At 40.1% G+C, this 16945-nt stretch carries 18 protein-coding genes; 15 read left to right on the forward strand and 3 right to left on the reverse strand.

All coding sequences use genetic code 11. The features are described 5' to 3' along the window. Positions 1-104: 104 nt before the first annotated feature. A complete protein-coding gene (gene fbpA, locus ABFG93_RS13205; RefSeq protein ID WP_347548488.1) occupies positions 105-266 on the reverse strand; it encodes a Fur-regulated basic protein FbpA in 162 nt (53 codons plus the stop codon). 346 nt (positions 267-612) lie between these two features. On the opposite strand from fbpA, the gene ABFG93_RS13210 reads away from it, so the two are divergent. The 10 genes from ABFG93_RS13210 to ABFG93_RS13255 all read left to right on the forward strand — a co-directional run bounded on the left by ABFG93_RS13210 (position 613) and on the right by ABFG93_RS13255 (position 10956). Further along, entirely contained in the window at positions 613-1560 is a 948-nt protein-coding gene (locus ABFG93_RS13210) for a sugar-binding transcriptional regulator (protein WP_347548489.1), read from the forward strand. 28 nt (positions 1561-1588) lie between these two features. Beyond that, entirely contained in the window at positions 1589-2017 is a 429-nt protein-coding gene (locus ABFG93_RS13215; RefSeq protein ID WP_347548490.1) for a transcriptional regulator GutM, read from the forward strand. Positions 2018-2030: 13 nt separating this feature from the next. Then, positions 2031-2579 carry a PTS glucitol/sorbitol transporter subunit IIC gene (srlA, locus tag ABFG93_RS13220; RefSeq protein ID WP_347548491.1) on the forward strand — a complete coding sequence of 183 codons (549 nt, stop codon included), beginning with the start codon at positions 2031-2033 and terminating at the stop codon, positions 2577-2579. 13 nt (positions 2580-2592) lie between these two features. Further along, positions 2593-3606 (forward strand): PTS glucitol/sorbitol transporter subunit IIB, encoded by a 1014-nt coding sequence (srlE, locus tag ABFG93_RS13225; protein ID WP_347548492.1) that lies wholly within the window; start codon positions 2593-2595, stop codon positions 3604-3606. Between the two features lie 28 nt (positions 3607-3634). Then, on the forward strand, positions 3635-4000 hold the full coding sequence (locus tag ABFG93_RS13230) for a PTS glucitol/sorbitol transporter subunit IIA (RefSeq protein WP_347548493.1): 366 nt from the start codon (positions 3635-3637) through the stop codon (positions 3998-4000). 27 nt (positions 4001-4027) lie between these two features. Next, positions 4028-4804 carry a sorbitol-6-phosphate dehydrogenase gene (srlD, locus tag ABFG93_RS13235; protein WP_347548494.1) on the forward strand — a complete coding sequence of 259 codons (777 nt, stop codon included), beginning with the start codon at positions 4028-4030 and terminating at the stop codon, positions 4802-4804. A 303-nt stretch (positions 4805-5107) separates the two neighbouring features. After that, the gene (locus ABFG93_RS13240; RefSeq protein WP_347548495.1) at positions 5108-6556 is read left to right on the forward strand and encodes a sucrose-specific PTS transporter subunit IIBC; all 1449 of its coding nucleotides are present in this window, start codon (positions 5108-5110) and stop codon (positions 6554-6556) included. 57 nt (positions 6557-6613) lie between these two features. Next, positions 6614-8083 (forward strand): glycoside hydrolase family 32 protein, encoded by a 1470-nt coding sequence (locus ABFG93_RS13245; protein ID WP_347548496.1) that lies wholly within the window; start codon positions 6614-6616, stop codon positions 8081-8083. Between the two features lie 45 nt (positions 8084-8128). Next, positions 8129-9148 (forward strand): LacI family DNA-binding transcriptional regulator, encoded by a 1020-nt coding sequence (locus ABFG93_RS13250; RefSeq protein WP_347548497.1) that lies wholly within the window; start codon positions 8129-8131, stop codon positions 9146-9148. A 125-nt stretch (positions 9149-9273) separates the two neighbouring features. Continuing rightward, entirely contained in the window at positions 9274-10956 is a 1683-nt protein-coding gene (locus tag ABFG93_RS13255; protein ID WP_347548498.1) for a glycoside hydrolase family 13 protein, read from the forward strand. Between the two features lie 30 nt (positions 10957-10986). On the opposite strand, the gene ABFG93_RS13260 is transcribed toward ABFG93_RS13255, so the two are convergent. Then, a complete protein-coding gene (locus tag ABFG93_RS13260) occupies positions 10987-11604 on the reverse strand; it encodes a cell wall hydrolase (RefSeq protein ID WP_347548499.1) in 618 nt (205 codons plus the stop codon). A gap of 566 nt (positions 11605-12170) precedes the next feature. On the opposite strand from ABFG93_RS13260, the gene ABFG93_RS13265 reads away from it, so the two are divergent. The 4 genes from ABFG93_RS13265 (at position 12171) to ABFG93_RS13280 (ending at position 14789) form a co-directional block, all read left to right on the forward strand. Further along, entirely contained in the window at positions 12171-13568 is a 1398-nt protein-coding gene (locus ABFG93_RS13265) for a cell wall-binding repeat-containing protein (protein WP_347548500.1), read from the forward strand. 148 nt (positions 13569-13716) lie between these two features. Further along, complete coding sequence (locus ABFG93_RS13270; protein WP_347548501.1) at positions 13717-13884, forward strand: hypothetical protein; 168 nt, start codon at positions 13717-13719, stop codon at positions 13882-13884. Between the two features lie 119 nt (positions 13885-14003). Continuing rightward, positions 14004-14132: a hypothetical protein gene (locus tag ABFG93_RS13275; protein WP_347548502.1), complete on the forward strand. Its 129-nt coding sequence runs from the start codon at positions 14004-14006 to the stop codon at positions 14130-14132. A gap of 492 nt (positions 14133-14624) precedes the next feature. Continuing rightward, entirely contained in the window at positions 14625-14789 is a 165-nt protein-coding gene (locus ABFG93_RS13280; RefSeq protein ID WP_347548503.1) for a hypothetical protein, read from the forward strand. A 37-nt stretch (positions 14790-14826) separates the two neighbouring features. Here ABFG93_RS13280 and ABFG93_RS13285 read toward each other — a convergent pair whose 3' ends face one another. Continuing rightward, positions 14827-15732, reverse strand: coding sequence for an LCP family protein (locus ABFG93_RS13285; protein WP_347548504.1), 906 nt, complete (start codon positions 15730-15732; stop codon positions 14827-14829). 259 nt (positions 15733-15991) lie between these two features. Here ABFG93_RS13285 and ABFG93_RS13290 point away from each other — a divergent pair, with 259 nt between their 5' ends. Continuing rightward, the gene (locus ABFG93_RS13290; RefSeq protein ID WP_347548505.1) at positions 15992-16759 is read left to right on the forward strand and encodes a tyrosine-protein phosphatase; all 768 of its coding nucleotides are present in this window, start codon (positions 15992-15994) and stop codon (positions 16757-16759) included. Positions 16760-16945 lie beyond the last annotated feature (186 nt).

Raw genomic sequence — 16945 nt, forward strand, 5'->3', positions numbered from 1 at the left:
GGGGTCAGACCCCTGTCTGACCCCCTTCCCTTCCCCACCTTTCAAAACAAAAGCAGGCCATTGTCCGTCTGAGACGGACAATGGCCTGCTTTATTTATAATATCCTATTGTACTAGTTTCCGCTTCGCTTCAGCATACTCTTCTTCAAGTTCACTTAATGTTAGCTCATGAAGTTGAGTCAGGTCTTTACGATGGTCAGGTGAGTTTAGTAGTTTGCGAATAAGGTAGGTTCTACGGTCAATGATTCCTTTACGGAGTACTCCCATAAATACATACCTCCTTCCTTTACTAGCAAGTTCGGCTTTCGAGCGTGGTTTATGTCACTTCAAGTTGTAAATAATTTGTGAAGATGATGAAGTGTGACGAATGTGTCAAACTCTTCATGCTCGCATAACCGAATTCCTCATTCTAACGAATTTAAAAGAAATGTCAAGCAGGAGAAAGAGGTGAACAAAAAGCGAAATGATAGGGGGCAATGAGGAGTCAGTGCCTCAACCATCTAATTATTTGACAATTTAAACATTGACAGCGTTCTCATCATTGTTTAAACTAAAGAACATAAAATGCACAGATGATTATGTATTGCTCATATGTGCAAGAGGGGGTGAACGAGTGGATTGGAATGAACAGAGGTTGCTAATAAAGATTGCCAAAATGTATTATGACGAGGATTTAACTCAGAACCAGATTGCAAAGCAATTAGGCATTTATAGGACTACGATTGGAAGAATGCTAAAGAAAGCAAGAGCAGAAGGAATTGTGACGATACAGATCAATAGTGATGACGATCGGAAAATTGCTCTTGAAGAGAAAATTGCATCTGCGTTTAACATGCAAGAAGTACTTATCGCTCCATCAGCTGAAGGCGAAGATGAAGTGAAGAAGCGAGAGGAAGTTGGGAAAGCAGCAGCAGAGTTGTTAAAGAGAGTTGTGGAAGATCACGATATCGTAGGTGTTGCCTGGGGCAATACGATTGGAAGCATGGTGGATCATCTACCAGAGTTTAAAGAGATTAATGCTGATTTCGTACCGCTAGTAGGTGGTCCTGGCAAGATGAATACTAACCATCATATCAACACGATCGTGTACAAACTTTCTCAAGCATTTAAAGGTAATGCTCATTTTATTGATGCAGCAGCAGTTTATAATTCTAAGGAAACAAGAAATGACATTATGCAGTCCTCCTTTTTTCAAGAAATTCATGATTTATGGGAGCGGTTGAGTGTTGGAATCGTTGGTATTGGTGCTCCGATTCGATCTTCAAACATGATCTGGACAGGATTTTTTGGAGATTCAGAAATCAATATCCTTGAGCAACATCATGCCGTAGGAGATATTTGCTCTCGCTTCTACGATATTGAAGGTAATGTAATTGAATCTGAACTATCGGAGCGAACGATAGCTGTTGAGTTAAGCAAGCTTAAGGAATTACGTTACTCCATTGGTGTAGCGGAATCCATAGAGAAAGTGGAGTCGATTATTGGTGCTTTAAGAGGTGGATTTATTAACACGCTTGTAACCAATGAGGAAACTGCGGAAGAAATTATTAAGCATATCTAAACCTGGTTAAGGAGAAAGGAGGGTGCTTTTGGTTTATTTATTATTGGCAGGGGTCTTATTATCCTGGATTTTACAAACTGTTTTAGGAAGCTTCCAGATTAAGAACTTCAACAAACGGTATAGCGCGATGCGTTCGACAGGAAGGGTGGCGATCGGACGCTCGAAGGGAATCATAAGAGCAGGTGTCGTTCTTCTTCTAGCGGTGGATGAAGATAATCAAATAGTAGAAGCAGAGAAAATGCAAGGGGTTACCATTTTAGCAAGGTTTAGAAAAGTTCATCCTCTCGTAGGACAGTCTCTTCTATCAATCGATTCAACCATTTATTCCAAAATGGATCGTTTTACAAAGCTGGCAATCGACGATGCTATTCAAGTCTACAAAACGGTATCAAGAGGGGAAGAAGTGAAACCAATTAAGAGTCCCCTTGGTCGACTCGCAACTGGTTTTAGAAAATAGGTGAGGTGATTAAATGAATTTCATTGTAAAAGCAGCTGAAGGATTTATTGGATTATTTGAACGAGGAGCGGAAGTCTTTCTGGGATTTGTGACAGATATTATCCCATTGTTAATTGTGTTATTAGTAGCTATGAATGCTGTAATTAATCTGATTGGACAAGAACGGATTGAAAAATTGGCCATGTCTTCTTCAAAAAATATATTTACGAGATATCTTGTACTACCTTTTATCGGGACGTTTTTTCTTCTCAATCCTATGACACTATCACTTGGGAGGTTCCTTCCAGAGAAATACAAACCGGGGTATTATGCATCAGCAAGTTATTCATGTCATTCCATGAATGGACTCTTTCCGCATGTTAATCCAGCAGAATTATTTGTTTTTCTCGGAATTGCAAACGGTATCACACAGTTAGGGCTTTCCAATACAGAACTTGCACTCAGATATCTACTAGTAGGACTTTTAACAAATCTATTGAGAGGCTGGATCACTGATCTGACAACTTCTTATGTAGCACGTCAACAAAACATTCAATTGAGTACAACGTTAAGCAAATTGTAAAGGAGGAAGAAAGGTGAGTGTATACCAATCCATAAAAGTAACAAAAGGAAGTGGGGGCTTTGGTGGCCCATTAATCATTACGCCTACTGAGAAGAAAAACAAAGTAGTTACCATTACCGGTGGAACCATCCCTACGGTTGCTAGAAAAGTAGCTGAGCTATCAGGTTGCGAATTGATTGATGGTTTCAAAACAAGTGTACCTGAAGAAGAGATCGCCTGTGTTGTCATTGATTGTGGCGGTACATTGCGTGCAGGACTTTATCCAAAGAAACAGATCCCGACAATCAACTTAATGCCAACGGGACAAAGTGGACCAATGGCAAAGTACATTACGGAAGATATCTACGTATCAGCTGTCAAAGAAAATAGTGTATCAGTTTTGGAAACGACGGAAGTTCCAACACCTGAACCCGACAAGTTAAATGAAAACCCACAAGAAATTGAGTCAAAGAAAACCATGAAATATGACAGCTCTAAGAAAATCAGTGAGCAATCGTCAGATAATATTATGGCGAGGGTCGGTAAAATGATGGGGAATGTTGTAGGCGTTTTCTATCAGGCAGGGCGTGACACAATTGATACTGTCTTAAAAACCATTCTACCTTTCATGGCATTCGTTGCGATGTTAATAGGGGTTATTCTGGAGTCAGGGATCGGAGACCTTTTCGCTAATATTCTATCACCTCTAGGTGGAAGTATATGGGGGTTAATGCTTCTCTCGGCTATCGTCTCGTTTCCTTTATTATCGCCATTTCTGGGACCTGGAGCTGTTATAGCGCAGGTGGTAGGAACGTTAATTGGTGTAGAAATTGGTAGAGGTAATATTCCTCCACAATTTGCATTACCTGCACTATTTGCGATTAATTCTCAAGCTGCTGCGGATTTCGTTCCAGTCGGATTAGGGCTTGCGGAAGCAAAACCTGAAACAGTGGAAGTTGGAGTTCCTGCCGTCTTATACGGCCGATTTTTAACAGGAGTACCAACTGTCTTTATCGCATGGCTTGCTAGTTTTGGAATGTATGAATAACAAGTGTCCAGTATAGGAGGAAGAGGATATGGAAGTAATTTATCAAACGAAAGTAAATAAGCTTGGACCATTAGTGGAAGAATTTTACGATGAAAAGATGATGATTCTGTTTAAAGAAGATGCACCTGCTGAGCTCGCCGAGTATTGTATACTGCATTCAGAAAACAATCTTAACGGTGAGATTAAAAAAGGAGATACATTGCAGATTGATCATCATAATTATCGAATTACCGCTGTTGGCAGTGCAGTTAACAAAAATCTATCAACGTTAGGACATATCACACTTAAGTTTAATGGCGAAGAGGAGCCTGATTTACCTGGCACGCTTGTATTAGAGGAAAAAGAGATGAATCACGTACAAGTAGGTAATGTCATTAAAATTAGTAGGGATTAATAATATATTGAAGGAGTGGAAATAACAATGCCAAACAAAGTAGCAGTTATTGCAGGCGGAGGGCAAAACCTAGGGGAAGCACTATCACATCGTATGGGTAAAGAAGGATATCACGTTGTCATAGGCGATATACAGGGAGAACAGGCAAAGAGAGTAGCAGAAGAAATAAAGAAAACATATGGCGTTGAAACGATGGGCATCGCGGTAGATTTTACAAATGAAAGCAATGTTGTTGAGTTTTTCTATCGAATAAAAGAAGAGTTTGATAGGTTAGACCTTCTCGTTTATAACGCCGGAGCAGCGAAAAGCACGAAAATCACTAACTTCGAACTGAAGGACTGGGAGTTGATGATGAAAGTTAATTTAACGGGGTATTTCCTCTGTGCAAGAGAAGCTTCCAAAATCATGGTTGAACAGGGAACAGGCAGTATTATTCAAATTAATTCAAAATCAGGAAAAGTGGGAAGCAAGCATAATGCAGGCTATTCATCTACTAAATTTGGTGGGGTTGGATTAACTCAGAGTCTAGCTTTAGACTTAGCTGAGCATGGCGTGCGAGTGAATTCAATCATGCCAGGAAACTTATTGAAATCGCCAATGTTCCAGAGCCTTATCCCATCCTACGCAAAGAAATTGGGCATTTCAGAAAATGAAGTTGAGCAGGTTTATATCGACAAAGTACCTATGAAACGAGGATGTACGTACGAAGATGTCGCAAATGCCGTTGTATTCTACAGCTCTGATCAAGCATCCTATATGACAGGTCAGTCGATTAACGTCACAGGTGGGCAGGTCATGCATTGAAAAAGAGAAAATGTGAAGACTGGACCTCCTCACATTTTCCCACTAAAAAGATCTGAACATATATAGAATAAGTGAAATCACAGAATCAAGCAAGTTGAATGAACAAAAAGCGGTGGGTCAGACAGGGGTCTGACCCACTCGCACTATTAAATTGCTCTCATTTTTCTATTGACGAACCTAAAAAGATGGTATAAGATCACTGTAAGTCAAATGTAAACCTTTACATAAAACGACTTTCTTTTTTATAAGAAAAATGTAAAGCTTTACATTTTGTTTCTAACATAGTTAAATGAGGGGGTAAACATGGATTATAAACAAGTTTCTCAAGAGATATTGAATGCTTTAGGCGGAAAAGAAAATGTTTCAGCTGCTTCACATTGTGCAACAAGGTTAAGACTTGTGCTGAATGATGAGTCAATCATCGATCAGGAAAAGCTAGATCAAATGGACGCGGTTAAGGGTACATTCTCAACCGGTGGCCAGTTCCAGGTTATTATTGGAGCGGGTACCGTGAATAAGGTTTATAGTGAATTCGCGAAACAGACCGGGTTAGGTGAAATGTCCACGAAAGATGTTAAGGAAGCTGGTGCCAAAAAGCTTAATCCTCTACAGCAATTTGTGAAAATGTTATCGGATATCTTCGTACCAATCATCCCGGCGATTGTAGCTGGCGGATTATTAATGGGAATCAACAATCTCTTAACTGCTCCAGATTTGTTTTATGAAGGTCAGTCATTGGTAGAGGCTTCTCCAAACATCGAGGATTTAGCAGCTCTAATTAACACATTTGCAAACGCTGCATTTGTCTTTTTACCAATTCTCATTGGGTTTTCAGCTACACAAAGATTCGGGGGAAATGCTTTCTTAGGAGCAACACTCGGTATGATCATGGTTCACCCGGACCTACTAAATGGGTGGGGCTATGGCGGAGCACTTGTGAGTGGCGAGATACCGGTCTGGAATATCTTTGGATATGAAATTGAGAAGATCGGTTATCAAGGAACGGTCTTGCCTGTTCTCGCGGCTTCTTATATCTTAGCGAAGGTAGAGCAATTCTTCAGGAAAGTTATCCCGACTGCGCTTGATAATCTATTAACTCCCTTATTAACGCTTTTTATTACCGGGGTGCTAACGTTCACTTTAGTTGGACCAATAACAAGAACGGCTGGTAATCTCGTAACGGACGGCATGATCTGGATGTATGATACGACTGGATTTATTGGCGGTGCAATCCTTGGTCTTCTTTACGCGCCAATTGTTATTACCGGGATGCATCATAGTTTTATAGCTGTTGAAACACAGTTGTTAGCGGATATAGTAAAAACCGGCGGATCATTTTTATTCCCAATTGCTGCGATGTCAAACGTTGCACAGGGAGCTGCCACATTAGCTGTCTTATTAATTGTGAAAAACAAGAAAATGAAAGGTACTGCATCTGCCGCAGGAATTTCAGCACTCCTTGGTATTACTGAACCAGCGATGTTCGGAGTTAACTTGAAGTTGAGGTATCCGTTTATAGGGGCGATGATTGGTTCTGCTGCTGGTGCTGCCTTTGTCACTTTTTTCAAAACAAAATCAATTGCTTTAGGGGCGGCAGGATTACCGGGAATTATTTCTATTAAAGCGGATACGATTTTATTTTATGTAATTGGTATGTTAATCACATTTGCAGTGGCATTTGTTACGACCATGATCCTATCAAAACGAAAATCAAAAACAAGTCATCAGGAACAAGAAAGAGAAGTTGCATAGAAATCATTCTAAGGAGAGTCTATGGATTCTCCTCATTCTTTTAAGTGAGGTATTATTATGGAGTGGACGAGAGAACAGCGTTATAGATCATTAGAAAAAGTGAGTCAGAAGGAACTGAGCGAATTAAAAGCAGAAGTCGATCGATGCCAGTGGCGTCAATCTTTTCATATTCAACCTGAAACAGGACTATTAAATGATCCGAATGGCTTTTCATTTTACAATGGCGAGTACCATCTGTTCTACCAGTGGTTTCCACTTGGCCCCGTTCATGGGCTAAAATACTGGTATCATATGAAATCAAAGGACTTAGCTACCTGGGAGAATGTAGGAACTGGAATTAAACCCGATCAGTTCTTCGATAGCCACGGTGCTTATTCAGGAAGCGGCATTGAGCACGACGACAAACTCTATTTATTTTATACTGGAAATACGAGAGATGAGAATTGGGTGAGGCATCCTTATCAATGTATGGCGTGGATGAATAAAGAAGGAGTCATTACAAAAGCTAATAGGCCAATTATCGATCATGTTCCAGAAGGATATACAGATCATTTTCGAGATCCAAAGGTCTGGGAAAACAATGATAGTTTTTATGCGATTATTGGAGCGCAGCGTGAGAACAAGACCGGTGCCGTCATCGTATATCGTTCCCATAATCTAGAAGAGTGGCACTTACTTGGTGAAGTAGTGACGCAATTAGAAAACTTTGGCTATATGTGGGAATGTCCGGATTATTTCGATTTGGATGGTCAGGGTGTCCTTATGTTTTCACCCCAGGGTCTAGAGCCTTCTGGAGATGCCTTTCAAAATATCTACCAATCTGGTTATGTGGTCGGAAATGCATTAGAACTGCCTGCGTTAAATTACACGCATGGAGCTTTCACAGAGCTTGATCATGGTTTTGATTTCTATGCGCCTCAGACGATGGAAGATCCTGCCGGAAGGCGCTTTATGGTAGGGTGGATGGGTTTACCTGAAATTGCTTATCCAACAGATCAAAGCGGCTGGGCTCATTGTTTAACGGTTCCAAGAGAGTTGACCATCCAAAATGGCAAGCTTCTTCAAACTCCGGTAAAGGAAATGGCGAAAAAGCGTAAGGACCACCGAGAGATAAATGATATGATAAATAGTCAGATGAAAACCTATCATGATTTTGAAGGTGCAACGTATGAATTATATTGTGCGTTTGATCTGATAACCGCAAAAGAAGTTGGAATCGTTCTACGATGCAGTGAGTTAGAAGAGACAATTATTAAATATGATGCTGGTAACCAAAAAGTTGTTTTTGACCGGTCTAATTCAGGAGAGAAATTTGCCGAAGAATATGGAGAGATCAGGCAATGTCATCTTTCCGCAGAAAAAGTAAAGTTTCATATTTTTGTAGATCGCTCATCAGTCGAAGTGTTTATAAATGATGGGGAAGTCGCTATGACTGCTCGCATTTTCCCTGATCATGAAAGTAAGGGAATCCGATTCTTTTCAATTGATGGAAAAAGCAGACTTGAAGCAGTAAAATGGAAGTACTAGAAGGTAGAGCGTAAAGCTGTGAGCTGGTAGAAAGGGGAAGCCATTGTGAAGAGAGAGATCAACATTACAGAGGTCGCCAAAAAAGCAGGTGTTTCGATTGCGACTGTTTCAAGAGTGTTTAATAATCAAGGCCCTGTAAAGGAAAGCACCAGGAAGAAAATTCAGCAAATCATTGAAGAAACAGGTTATTCCCCTAATATTCTTGCCAGAGAACTCGCCGAGCAGAAGACGCACTTAATTGGCATTATTGTTCATGATTTAACTGGTGAAGGAATTCCCAGGGTTATCAATGGCGTAAATGAAGTGCTCGGTGCAAAAGGATATAATTTATTAATTACATGCACAAATGGAAGTCTTGATAATGAACTTAAGCAGTTTGAGATTTTTCGTTCTAAGCGGGTGGAAGGTATCCTGTTTGCAACCAGAGTGTTTCAACCTGAACATTCCGAAATCATTAAAAAGTTACCTATCCCGGTTGTATCACTTCTTCAGAATACAGAGCAGGCTGCGATCCCTTACGTCGCCTTTGATAACTATCATTTCGCATATGAGGGGACCAAGAGGTTGATTGACCTTGGACACAAGACGATTGGGTTTATTGGAGGGCCAAAGCATTCTATTAATGGGGAAGAAAGGTTCAAAGGGTATATCGATGCTCACAAGGATGCTGGTATCCAGTGTCAGCCAGACATTATTGTGAACGGTAATTACCATATAGAAGATGGTTATCATAAAATGGAGATAATTTATTCTATAAAACAAGGTATGACTGCAGTTGTAGCAGCGAATGATGGCATGGCCATTGGGGCACTTAACTATTTACAGGACAGTGGTGTTGTTATTCCTGATGAGGTATCTGTGCTTGCGCTTGATGATACCGTATTAGCGAAAGCGTCAAGGTTAAAATTGTCAGGCGTTCACTACTCCTATACCGAGCTAGGTCAAAAAGGGGCCGCGATTATGATGAAGATGATCGAGAACGCTCATTTTGATTTTGAAAAGTCCATCATACCTTACGAAATTTGCATGAGAGAAAGTGTGGCAGCTATTAACTCGGAAAAGTAACATATCTGAACCTAATCAGGAGGAGCGCATGGGTTGGCGGGTAATTAACCCTTGTTAACTGAAACTTTTCGCTTCCTTTTTAGGTAAATGTAAAGCTTTACATATTGAAAGGTGAGTGTAACGTCATGAAGCAGTGGTGGAAAGAAAGTGTGGTCTATCAAATCTATCCAAGGAGTTTTATGGATAGTAATGGAGATGGAATTGGAGATATAAGAGGGATTCTCTCAAAGTTGGATTATCTTAAGAAATTGGGTGTTGATGTTGTCTGGTTATCGCCAGTTTATCAATCGCCAAATGATGACAATGGATACGATATTAGTGATTATCAGGACATTATGCCTGAATTTGGGACGATGGCAGATTGGGAAGAACTCCTGTCTGAGATGCATCAGAGAGGGATCAAGCTGGTCATGGACCTAGTGGTTAATCATACTTCTGATGAACATCCATTCTTTGTAGAAGCGCGTAAATCAAAGGACAACCCTTACCGTGATTATTATATTTGGAGGCCCGGAGATGTAAGTGAACCTCCAACAGACTGGGAAGCATCTTTTGGTGGATCAACCTGGAACTACGATGAACAAACAGGTGAATATTATCTTCATATGTTCTCACCAAAGCAGCCGGATCTAAATTGGGAGAATCCGAAGCTTCGGCACGAAATCTATTCGATGATGAAGTTCTGGCTTGATAAAGGTGTCGATGGATTCCGAATGGATGTCATCAATATGATTTCTAAGAAGGAATTTCTAGCGTCTTATGAGGATTTTGAGAAGGGTGTGCAAGAAAATCAAGCCTTCCAGCACAACGGAGGACGGGTTCACGATTTTCTTCAGGAGATGAACCGCGAAGTCTTTTCGAATTATGATACGATGACGGTTGGAGAATGCCCAAAAGTAACACCTGAACAAGCGGTATTCTATACCGCCAATGAAAGAAAAGAACTCAACATGGTTTTTCAGTTTGAGCATATGAGTCTTGATAAAATCCCTGGGAAAAAGAAGTGGGACCTTAAATTATTGGAGTTAAAAGATCTAAAAGAAAATCTAACAAAGTGGCAGAATAAGTTAGCTAGCCAGGGATGGAACAGCCTGTATTGGAATAATCATGACCAGCCTCGAATTGTTTCCAGGTTCGGTAATGATACAGATTACCGTAAAAAATCAGCGAAAATGCTGGCTACCCTTCTTCACATGATGAAAGGAACGCCTTATATTTACCAGGGTGAAGAAATCGGTATGACTAACGTGAGCTTCAGCTCGATTGATCTCTACAAAGATATCGAAACATTAAACATGTACAAGGAAAGAGTCCTAGAAGGTAGTTATAAGCAGGACGAAGTGATGAAATCCATTCATGCAAAAAGCCGTGATAACGCCCGTACCCCGATGCAATGGAAAAATTCGGCACATGCTGGTTTCACAAAGGGAACGCCATGGATCAAGGTAAATCCGAATTACAACGTCATTAACGTGGAGGAATCATTAAAAGATAAGGATTCAATTTTCCATTATTATCAGAAGCTTATTCAATTAAGAAAAGAATACGAAGTCATCGTGGATGGAACATACGAGCTACTGCTTAAAGAACATCCATCTATTTTTGCTTATACAAGAACGTTAGGGAACCAGCAGTTACTGGTGATTAATAATTTCTATGAACAGGAATGTGCTTTTACATTACCTGAATCGATTTTCTATCGAGCAAAGGAATTGATTCTTAGAAATTACAGTGGCGATCAAGATGGAGATATAAAAGAAATTCGTCTTCAGCCTTATGAATCTAGAGTTTATTTATTAACGCTTTAAAGAAGCGGGGGGCAGCCCCCCATTAACTACCTACCGCGCATAATAATGCTGCCCAATCTGCTTAATCACATCACGCGTATAAATCCATTCATCCGTCACACCGCTCGGGTTATAGTAATACGTTGCGCCTTCTGAAGGATCCCAGCCAAGATAAGCATCCTTCGCCGCACGATATGCGGAAGAACTCGGTGCTAACCAGTACTGTCCATCATTCAATGCTGTAAATGCATTCTGCTGATAGATTACCCCGTATGTACTACTCGGAAATGAAGAAGACTGTACACGGTTTAGAATTACCGAAGCGACGGCAACCTTCCCTTCATACGCCTCTCCACGAGATTCGCCATGAACAACATGCGCCATCATCTCGATATTGCTTATCATGTTAAGCGTGTTCGTTCCAGCAACGCCATCTACGCCAAGTCCAAAATCAGCCTGAAAATCACTTACAGCTCTCTCTGTAATCGGTCCATAGTATCCTGTTGGTGTTGTATGGAAGTAATCCAATTTCTCAAGGATCGATTGCATGTGTTCAACCTCAGATCCATTTGAACCCTTTGACATCATTGCGGCTGCATTGTCTTCTGAGAAGAATAGATAAAAGCAGGATACAACAGCCACAGAACATAGTACTTGTAGAAATTTCATTCAAGAACTCCTCTCTAGTAATAAGTAAAAGCATTAAACCAATTATAACTAAGGAAACTGAGGAAAGATATGGAACAGAATACCTTTATTCAAAAAGTTTCAACTAAGTCTAAAATCTAGTTTTATCCAGATTAAGGAATGTTTAAGGGCATATGAGACTAAAGTAATTATTTTCTGAAAAATCATAAAACAAAGCGCCCTCCACTTCCAGAATCAAATCCTTTTCGACTCAATACAAGCTTCATTCGAATCGCTCCTTGTTAGAGTGTCATACTTCCTCCTTTCGCCGTACTATCTCGCATTCCTTTAACCCCCACCAGCTACGCATGGGGGTCAGACACGTGTCTGACCCCCTCTTACGCGTTTTCCCTTAACCCCCACCACAACCACACATACTCCACGAAAAATAAATTCCCATTCGACAAAAAATGCCTATAGCGCAATCGAAATTTTAACTATATAATTTTTCTTAGCGTAATGAAACGGAAGGGTGATGAAGGAGCAGGGGACATGCTCGGTAACGGATGTGAATGTAGAAAATTAGAATGATAGGGGAAACGAAAAGAATGAAAAAAGCATTCGGTATTTTGTCTTCAGCATTACTTGCAGGAAGTCTTCTTGGAGGGCCACTTGCTTCGGCATCAACCCATGATGAGCTTGTGAAGAAAGCTCAAAACATTTCATTGAACGGTTATGACGATATGGGATACTTCACCGAAGTAGAACCAAATAATAGCTTTGCTCAGGCAAATCTACTTATGACTGATGATATTGCGACTGGTAAACTGACAAACAACGATAAGGACTTTTATAAACTGAAAGTCGAAGGCGACGAAGAGGTTTCTTTATACTTCGGAGCTGGTACAGATGAAGAAGAGCCATCACTACAGCTTCAGGTGGATATCTATGACAGTTCGATGAAGAAACTAACGCCAGATTATGAAGACACAGAATGGGGTTACAATGCTGACTTTGAAGCATTAGCACCGGGAACCTACTATTTCGCTGTCTCAGATCTAGCAAATAAGAACAACGGCGTCAGCTACTACTTCTCAGCATTCGCATACTCGGATGACCCGGTCGTTACCCGTATCGCTGGGGAAGATCGCTATGAAACAGCAGTCGAAATTGCGAAAGCAGGCTTTGAAGAAGGATATACACCACATGTGGTACTAGCAACTGGGGCGAATTTCCCTGATGCCCTTGCAGGCGCACCATTTGCCTACCAGATGGGTGCACCAATCCTATTAACGAATACTAAATCCATTCCTGATTCTGTAAAAGAAGCATTCAACTACTTCGGTGTTGAACACGTTACGATTCTAGGTGGCCCAACAGCTGTAACAAAAGACGTAGAAAATGCTCTTAAGAAAATGAATATTACCTTCGATCGTATCGCAGGGAAGGATCGTTATGAAACGGCTTCATTAATCGCAAGCGAGTTGGATCCTTCCTTCAGTGATACAGCATTTGTTACGTACGGAGGAAACTTCCCTGATGCACTATCTGTAGCTTCCATTGCGGCTACTCAGGGCAGCCCAATTCTTTTAACCAAAACAAAGGAAGTTCCAGCTGCAACAGCTAAAGCATTAAAGAATTACAACGATACGTACGTTATCGGTGGAACAAAGGTTGTTAGCAAAGAGGTGTTCACCAAACTTCCAAACGCAAAGCGAATTGCAGGAAGTGACCGCTATGACACATCTGTTCAAGTTGTGAAACAGCTGGATATGCCGGTTGACTTCGTAAACCTTGCAACTGGATTGAACTATGCAGACGCTCTAACGGGATCCGTACTTGCAGCGAACATGTACGAGCCGGTTCTATTAACAAAGAAAACTGAGCTTCCAGAACCAGTAAGAAATCTATTCATCGACAAAGAAACATTCTACTTCACCATCTTCGGCGGACCGAATGCAGTTAGCGAAGATGTAGAAGATGAGATCTGGTCGTTGTTTGAATAATTGAATGAAGAGATCAAAGAGGGGGTCAGACACGTGTCTGACCCCCTTTTTTTATTTTTTTTCAATTTATTTACAATTACTATCTATACGACTCTCTATATAGGTGATATAATTCTTAGATAGTTTACCAGAAAACGGAGGCTTTACAATGAACAGAGAAGACCAACAGAATTCAATGTGGTTAGAGTTACAAGAATTTGTAAAACAGGTCGAAAGTGAAAACAAGCAATCTGGTGCAGCCAAACCTTACATTGACCAAATAAGAAAGATCTTATCAAAGAACACACAGAGCCACGGATCATTAAAAACAGAGTGATTTCACTCGTATTTCAAGAATAAAACACAAAAAATCAAAAAAGTTCCTGAATTCGCTTCCATCTTATAACTTCTATGTATATAATTATTTTGGTATTATTTTACTATAGGGGAAATTAGATGAAGGGGAGTTGGCTAACACCAGAAGAGATTGCCTGGAGAAAAAATAGAAATAAGACTATTGGTTATGCACTACTACCTGTCTTTGCAATCATGGTAGGCGTAGTCATTAGTCTTATCGCAAATTAAAGACCCATCTCATAACAGATAGGTCTTTTCATCATTCTTTTATTTATACCGCGAACGAATCTTTACCCCATCACACTCATGACCATCTTCGCCCAACCAAACACAGCGATCCAGAGAGGAATACTTAATGAAACGGCCCACATAAAACCTTTCGCAAAGTTGCCATCTTCTTCATAGTACATGTCCCCATCTCCTTCAAACGAGTTTACAATCAGTTGAATCGGATTGCCTTACATTTATTATATATGAAAGCGCTTACTGATAGTGTCGTTTCTTGAAATAGTAGTACCTTTTCCGTTGTTAGAAATTGTCTAGTTATTTCTTTTTTACCCGAATAAAGCAGTTATTATTCACACATATAAGTATCGCCACGCATCGAAACGAGTTGACCGTCATATCCACTAGTGAATTAACGAATTTTTTAAACATACAAGATTAACTTGAGTGATAAAGGGTAAAGTGATGAAAATGCTATAAAGGATGGTTGAAGAAATGGAAAATAAACAAAACGATCATATGCTATGGGGAGAACTTGAACAATTCGTCAAAAGAGTTGAAGAAGACCGAGAACCAACTGGAAAGGCGAAACCCTACATAGATCAGATCAAAAGTATTCTATTAAACCACAATAATGCAAACTCAACCGGAGTCGAATAAAAGAGCCATGCTCAATTTCTGAGCATGGCTTTCTGTCTTAACTAATTTCTAAATGGTTTTTCAATTTCTGTGTGATACTTTGCTTCTCTTCATCCGAAACAATGTAATACCAGAGACTATCAATCATTTCCCCATGACCTTGAATCTCAAATGTGGTCATGTTTGTACGAGCTCTACGGTAATTTTTGAAAATATCATTCATTTCTTCAAATGTCATATTCGTCTTCACATTACTACCAACTGCATCAAGTAGACTACCAACTTTGTTGATGCTACCAACGCTCGCGCCTTCATCAATGATTGCCTTAATGATTTCTCGCTGTCGGTCGTTACGACCAAGGTCACCCTTAGGATCATCATAACGCATTCTTGAGAAAGCTAGAGCTTCTTGAGCGTTTAACTCGAGTTGACCCTCAGGAAACGAATACCCTTCGTAGTCAAAAGCAAATGGGTTATCAACTGTAACACCGTTTAACGCAGACACTACATCCTGGAAGGCTTCCATGTTCACTTTGAAATAATAGTCAATCGGCACATCGAGGAAATTCTCGACCGTATCCATCGTCATTTCGACACCGCCATAGGCATAGGCATGGTTCATTTTCTCGACCGTTCCATGGCCGATAATTTCTGTTCGGATGTCTCTTGGAATATTAAACATATACATCGATTCATCCTGCGGATTTAGCGTCATCATAATCATCGTATCTGAACGTCCCTGGTCATTCTCTCGCTCATCAACGCCCATTAAGAGAATAGAAATCGGTTCTTTTTTCTCAGTGTTTACTTCTTTCACTCGCTTCTCAGACGAATCCCTGTTAATAGGCTCGTGCATGTCAGTCGCTGTATCCTTCACCGAATCATATAAATAGTACGCATACCCACCACCGGCAAGAAGAACAACCCCAGCAATCACACCTAAAATAAGTAAGAATTTTTTCATTCACACATTCCATCTTTCCATAGAGGTATTGACTTGCTTGTAATCTATTGAAATCTTAACTTTAATTATAAATCGAATAATTCAGTAAAGTAAATACATTCCAGAAGAGTAGTTTTGGAGTTTCTACTATAATAAGAGTATAGTAAAGGATTCACCTGTATATGACGATATAAAATGTAAAGAAGTTACAATGTAAAGGGAAGAATATGCTAATCTAGAAGAATACTGATTTTAGAGGCATTGGAAAGGAGAGCAAATCATGATTGATATACATTCACATATTCTGCCTGGCATCGATGATGGCGCTAGAACAATTGATGATAGTCTAGCGATGGCGAGACAGGCATATGAGCAGGGCATTACGAAAATAGTAGCTACCCCTCACCATAAAAATGGGACCTTTAATAATGAGAAGAATACCATTCTTCAAGAAGTTAACTTACTGAACAAAGAATTGCAGCTTGAAGGAATCGATCTTGAGATTCTTCCCGGTCAAGAGAACCGGATTTACGGAGAGCTTGTAGATGATTTAGAAGGTAGTGAGTTATTAACGGTAAATGAGAGCGGCGTCTACATGTTAATTGAATTCCCATCGAGTCACTTACCGCGTTACGCAAATAAGCTATTGTTTGATCTTCAGGTTAAAGGAATTATCCCAATCATCGTACATCCTGAGAGAAATAGAGAAATTATGGAGAATCCAGACCGACTTTATCAATTAGTAAAAGAAGGTGCGTTAAGTCAGCTAACGGGCACGAGTGTGACCGGTAAGATGGGTAAGAAAATCCAGAAATTTTCTTTTGATTTAATTCAGAGCAACCTTACTCATTTCATCGCATCAGATGCCCACAATACGAAAAACAGACCGTTTGACCTATTAGAAGCGCTTGAAACCGTTGAAAAAGAATTTGGTGTTTCAACAAGGTACATGCTTCAAGAAAACGCTGAGGATGTCATTGCGGGGAAAATGGTAAACAAGGAAATTCCACAACAAGTGCGCAGGAAGAAAATACTGGGCTTGTTTTAAAACAATGAGAAAGAGGTCCTTATTTTAACAGGGACCTCTTTACAAAGAGTTAACATGAAATTTCTCGTCAAATATTGCAGTAAATTCTGGAATGAAAGCTCTTTCTTCTACACAATTCGACAAGAAAAGGTGGTATTTTCGTACCACGACAAATTTCGTGTGGGTACTTTTGAGAAAAAAGGCTAA

The sequence above is a fragment of the Pseudalkalibacillus hwajinpoensis genome (assembly GCF_039851965.1).
Classification (GTDB): Bacteria; Bacillota; Bacilli; order Bacillales; family Guptibacillaceae; genus Guptibacillus; species Guptibacillus hwajinpoensis_E.

Bases quoted from the DNA above. Each gene is read 5' to 3' on its own strand.
- fbpA (WP_347548488.1), bottom strand. From the start codon at position 266: ATGGGAGTACTCCGTAAAGGAATCATTGACCGTAGAACCTACCTTATT.
- srlA (WP_347548491.1), top strand. From the start codon at position 2,031: ATGAATTTCATTGTAAAAGCAGCTGAAGGATTTATTGGATTATTTGAA.
- ABFG93_RS13230 (WP_347548493.1), top strand. From the start codon at position 3,635: ATGGAAGTAATTTATCAAACGAAAGTAAATAAGCTTGGACCATTAGTG.
- srlD (WP_347548494.1), top strand. From the start codon at position 4,028: ATGCCAAACAAAGTAGCAGTTATTGCAGGCGGAGGGCAAAACCTAGGG.
- ABFG93_RS13240 (WP_347548495.1), top strand. From the start codon at position 5,108: ATGGATTATAAACAAGTTTCTCAAGAGATATTGAATGCTTTAGGCGGA.
- ABFG93_RS13245 (WP_347548496.1), top strand. From the start codon at position 6,614: ATGGAGTGGACGAGAGAACAGCGTTATAGATCATTAGAAAAAGTGAGT.
- ABFG93_RS13255 (WP_347548498.1), top strand. From the start codon at position 9,274: ATGAAGCAGTGGTGGAAAGAAAGTGTGGTCTATCAAATCTATCCAAGG.
- ABFG93_RS13260 (WP_347548499.1), bottom strand. From the start codon at position 11,604: ATGAAATTTCTACAAGTACTATGTTCTGTGGCTGTTGTATCCTGCTTT.
- ABFG93_RS13265 (WP_347548500.1), top strand. From the start codon at position 12,171: ATGAAAAAAGCATTCGGTATTTTGTCTTCAGCATTACTTGCAGGAAGT.
- ABFG93_RS13270 (WP_347548501.1), top strand. From the start codon at position 13,717: ATGAACAGAGAAGACCAACAGAATTCAATGTGGTTAGAGTTACAAGAA.
- ABFG93_RS13275 (WP_347548502.1), top strand. From the start codon at position 14,004: ATGAAGGGGAGTTGGCTAACACCAGAAGAGATTGCCTGGAGAAAAAAT.
- ABFG93_RS13280 (WP_347548503.1), top strand. From the start codon at position 14,625: ATGGAAAATAAACAAAACGATCATATGCTATGGGGAGAACTTGAACAA.
- ABFG93_RS13285 (WP_347548504.1), bottom strand. From the start codon at position 15,732: ATGAAAAAATTCTTACTTATTTTAGGTGTGATTGCTGGGGTTGTTCTT.
- ABFG93_RS13290 (WP_347548505.1), top strand. From the start codon at position 15,992: ATGATTGATATACATTCACATATTCTGCCTGGCATCGATGATGGCGCT.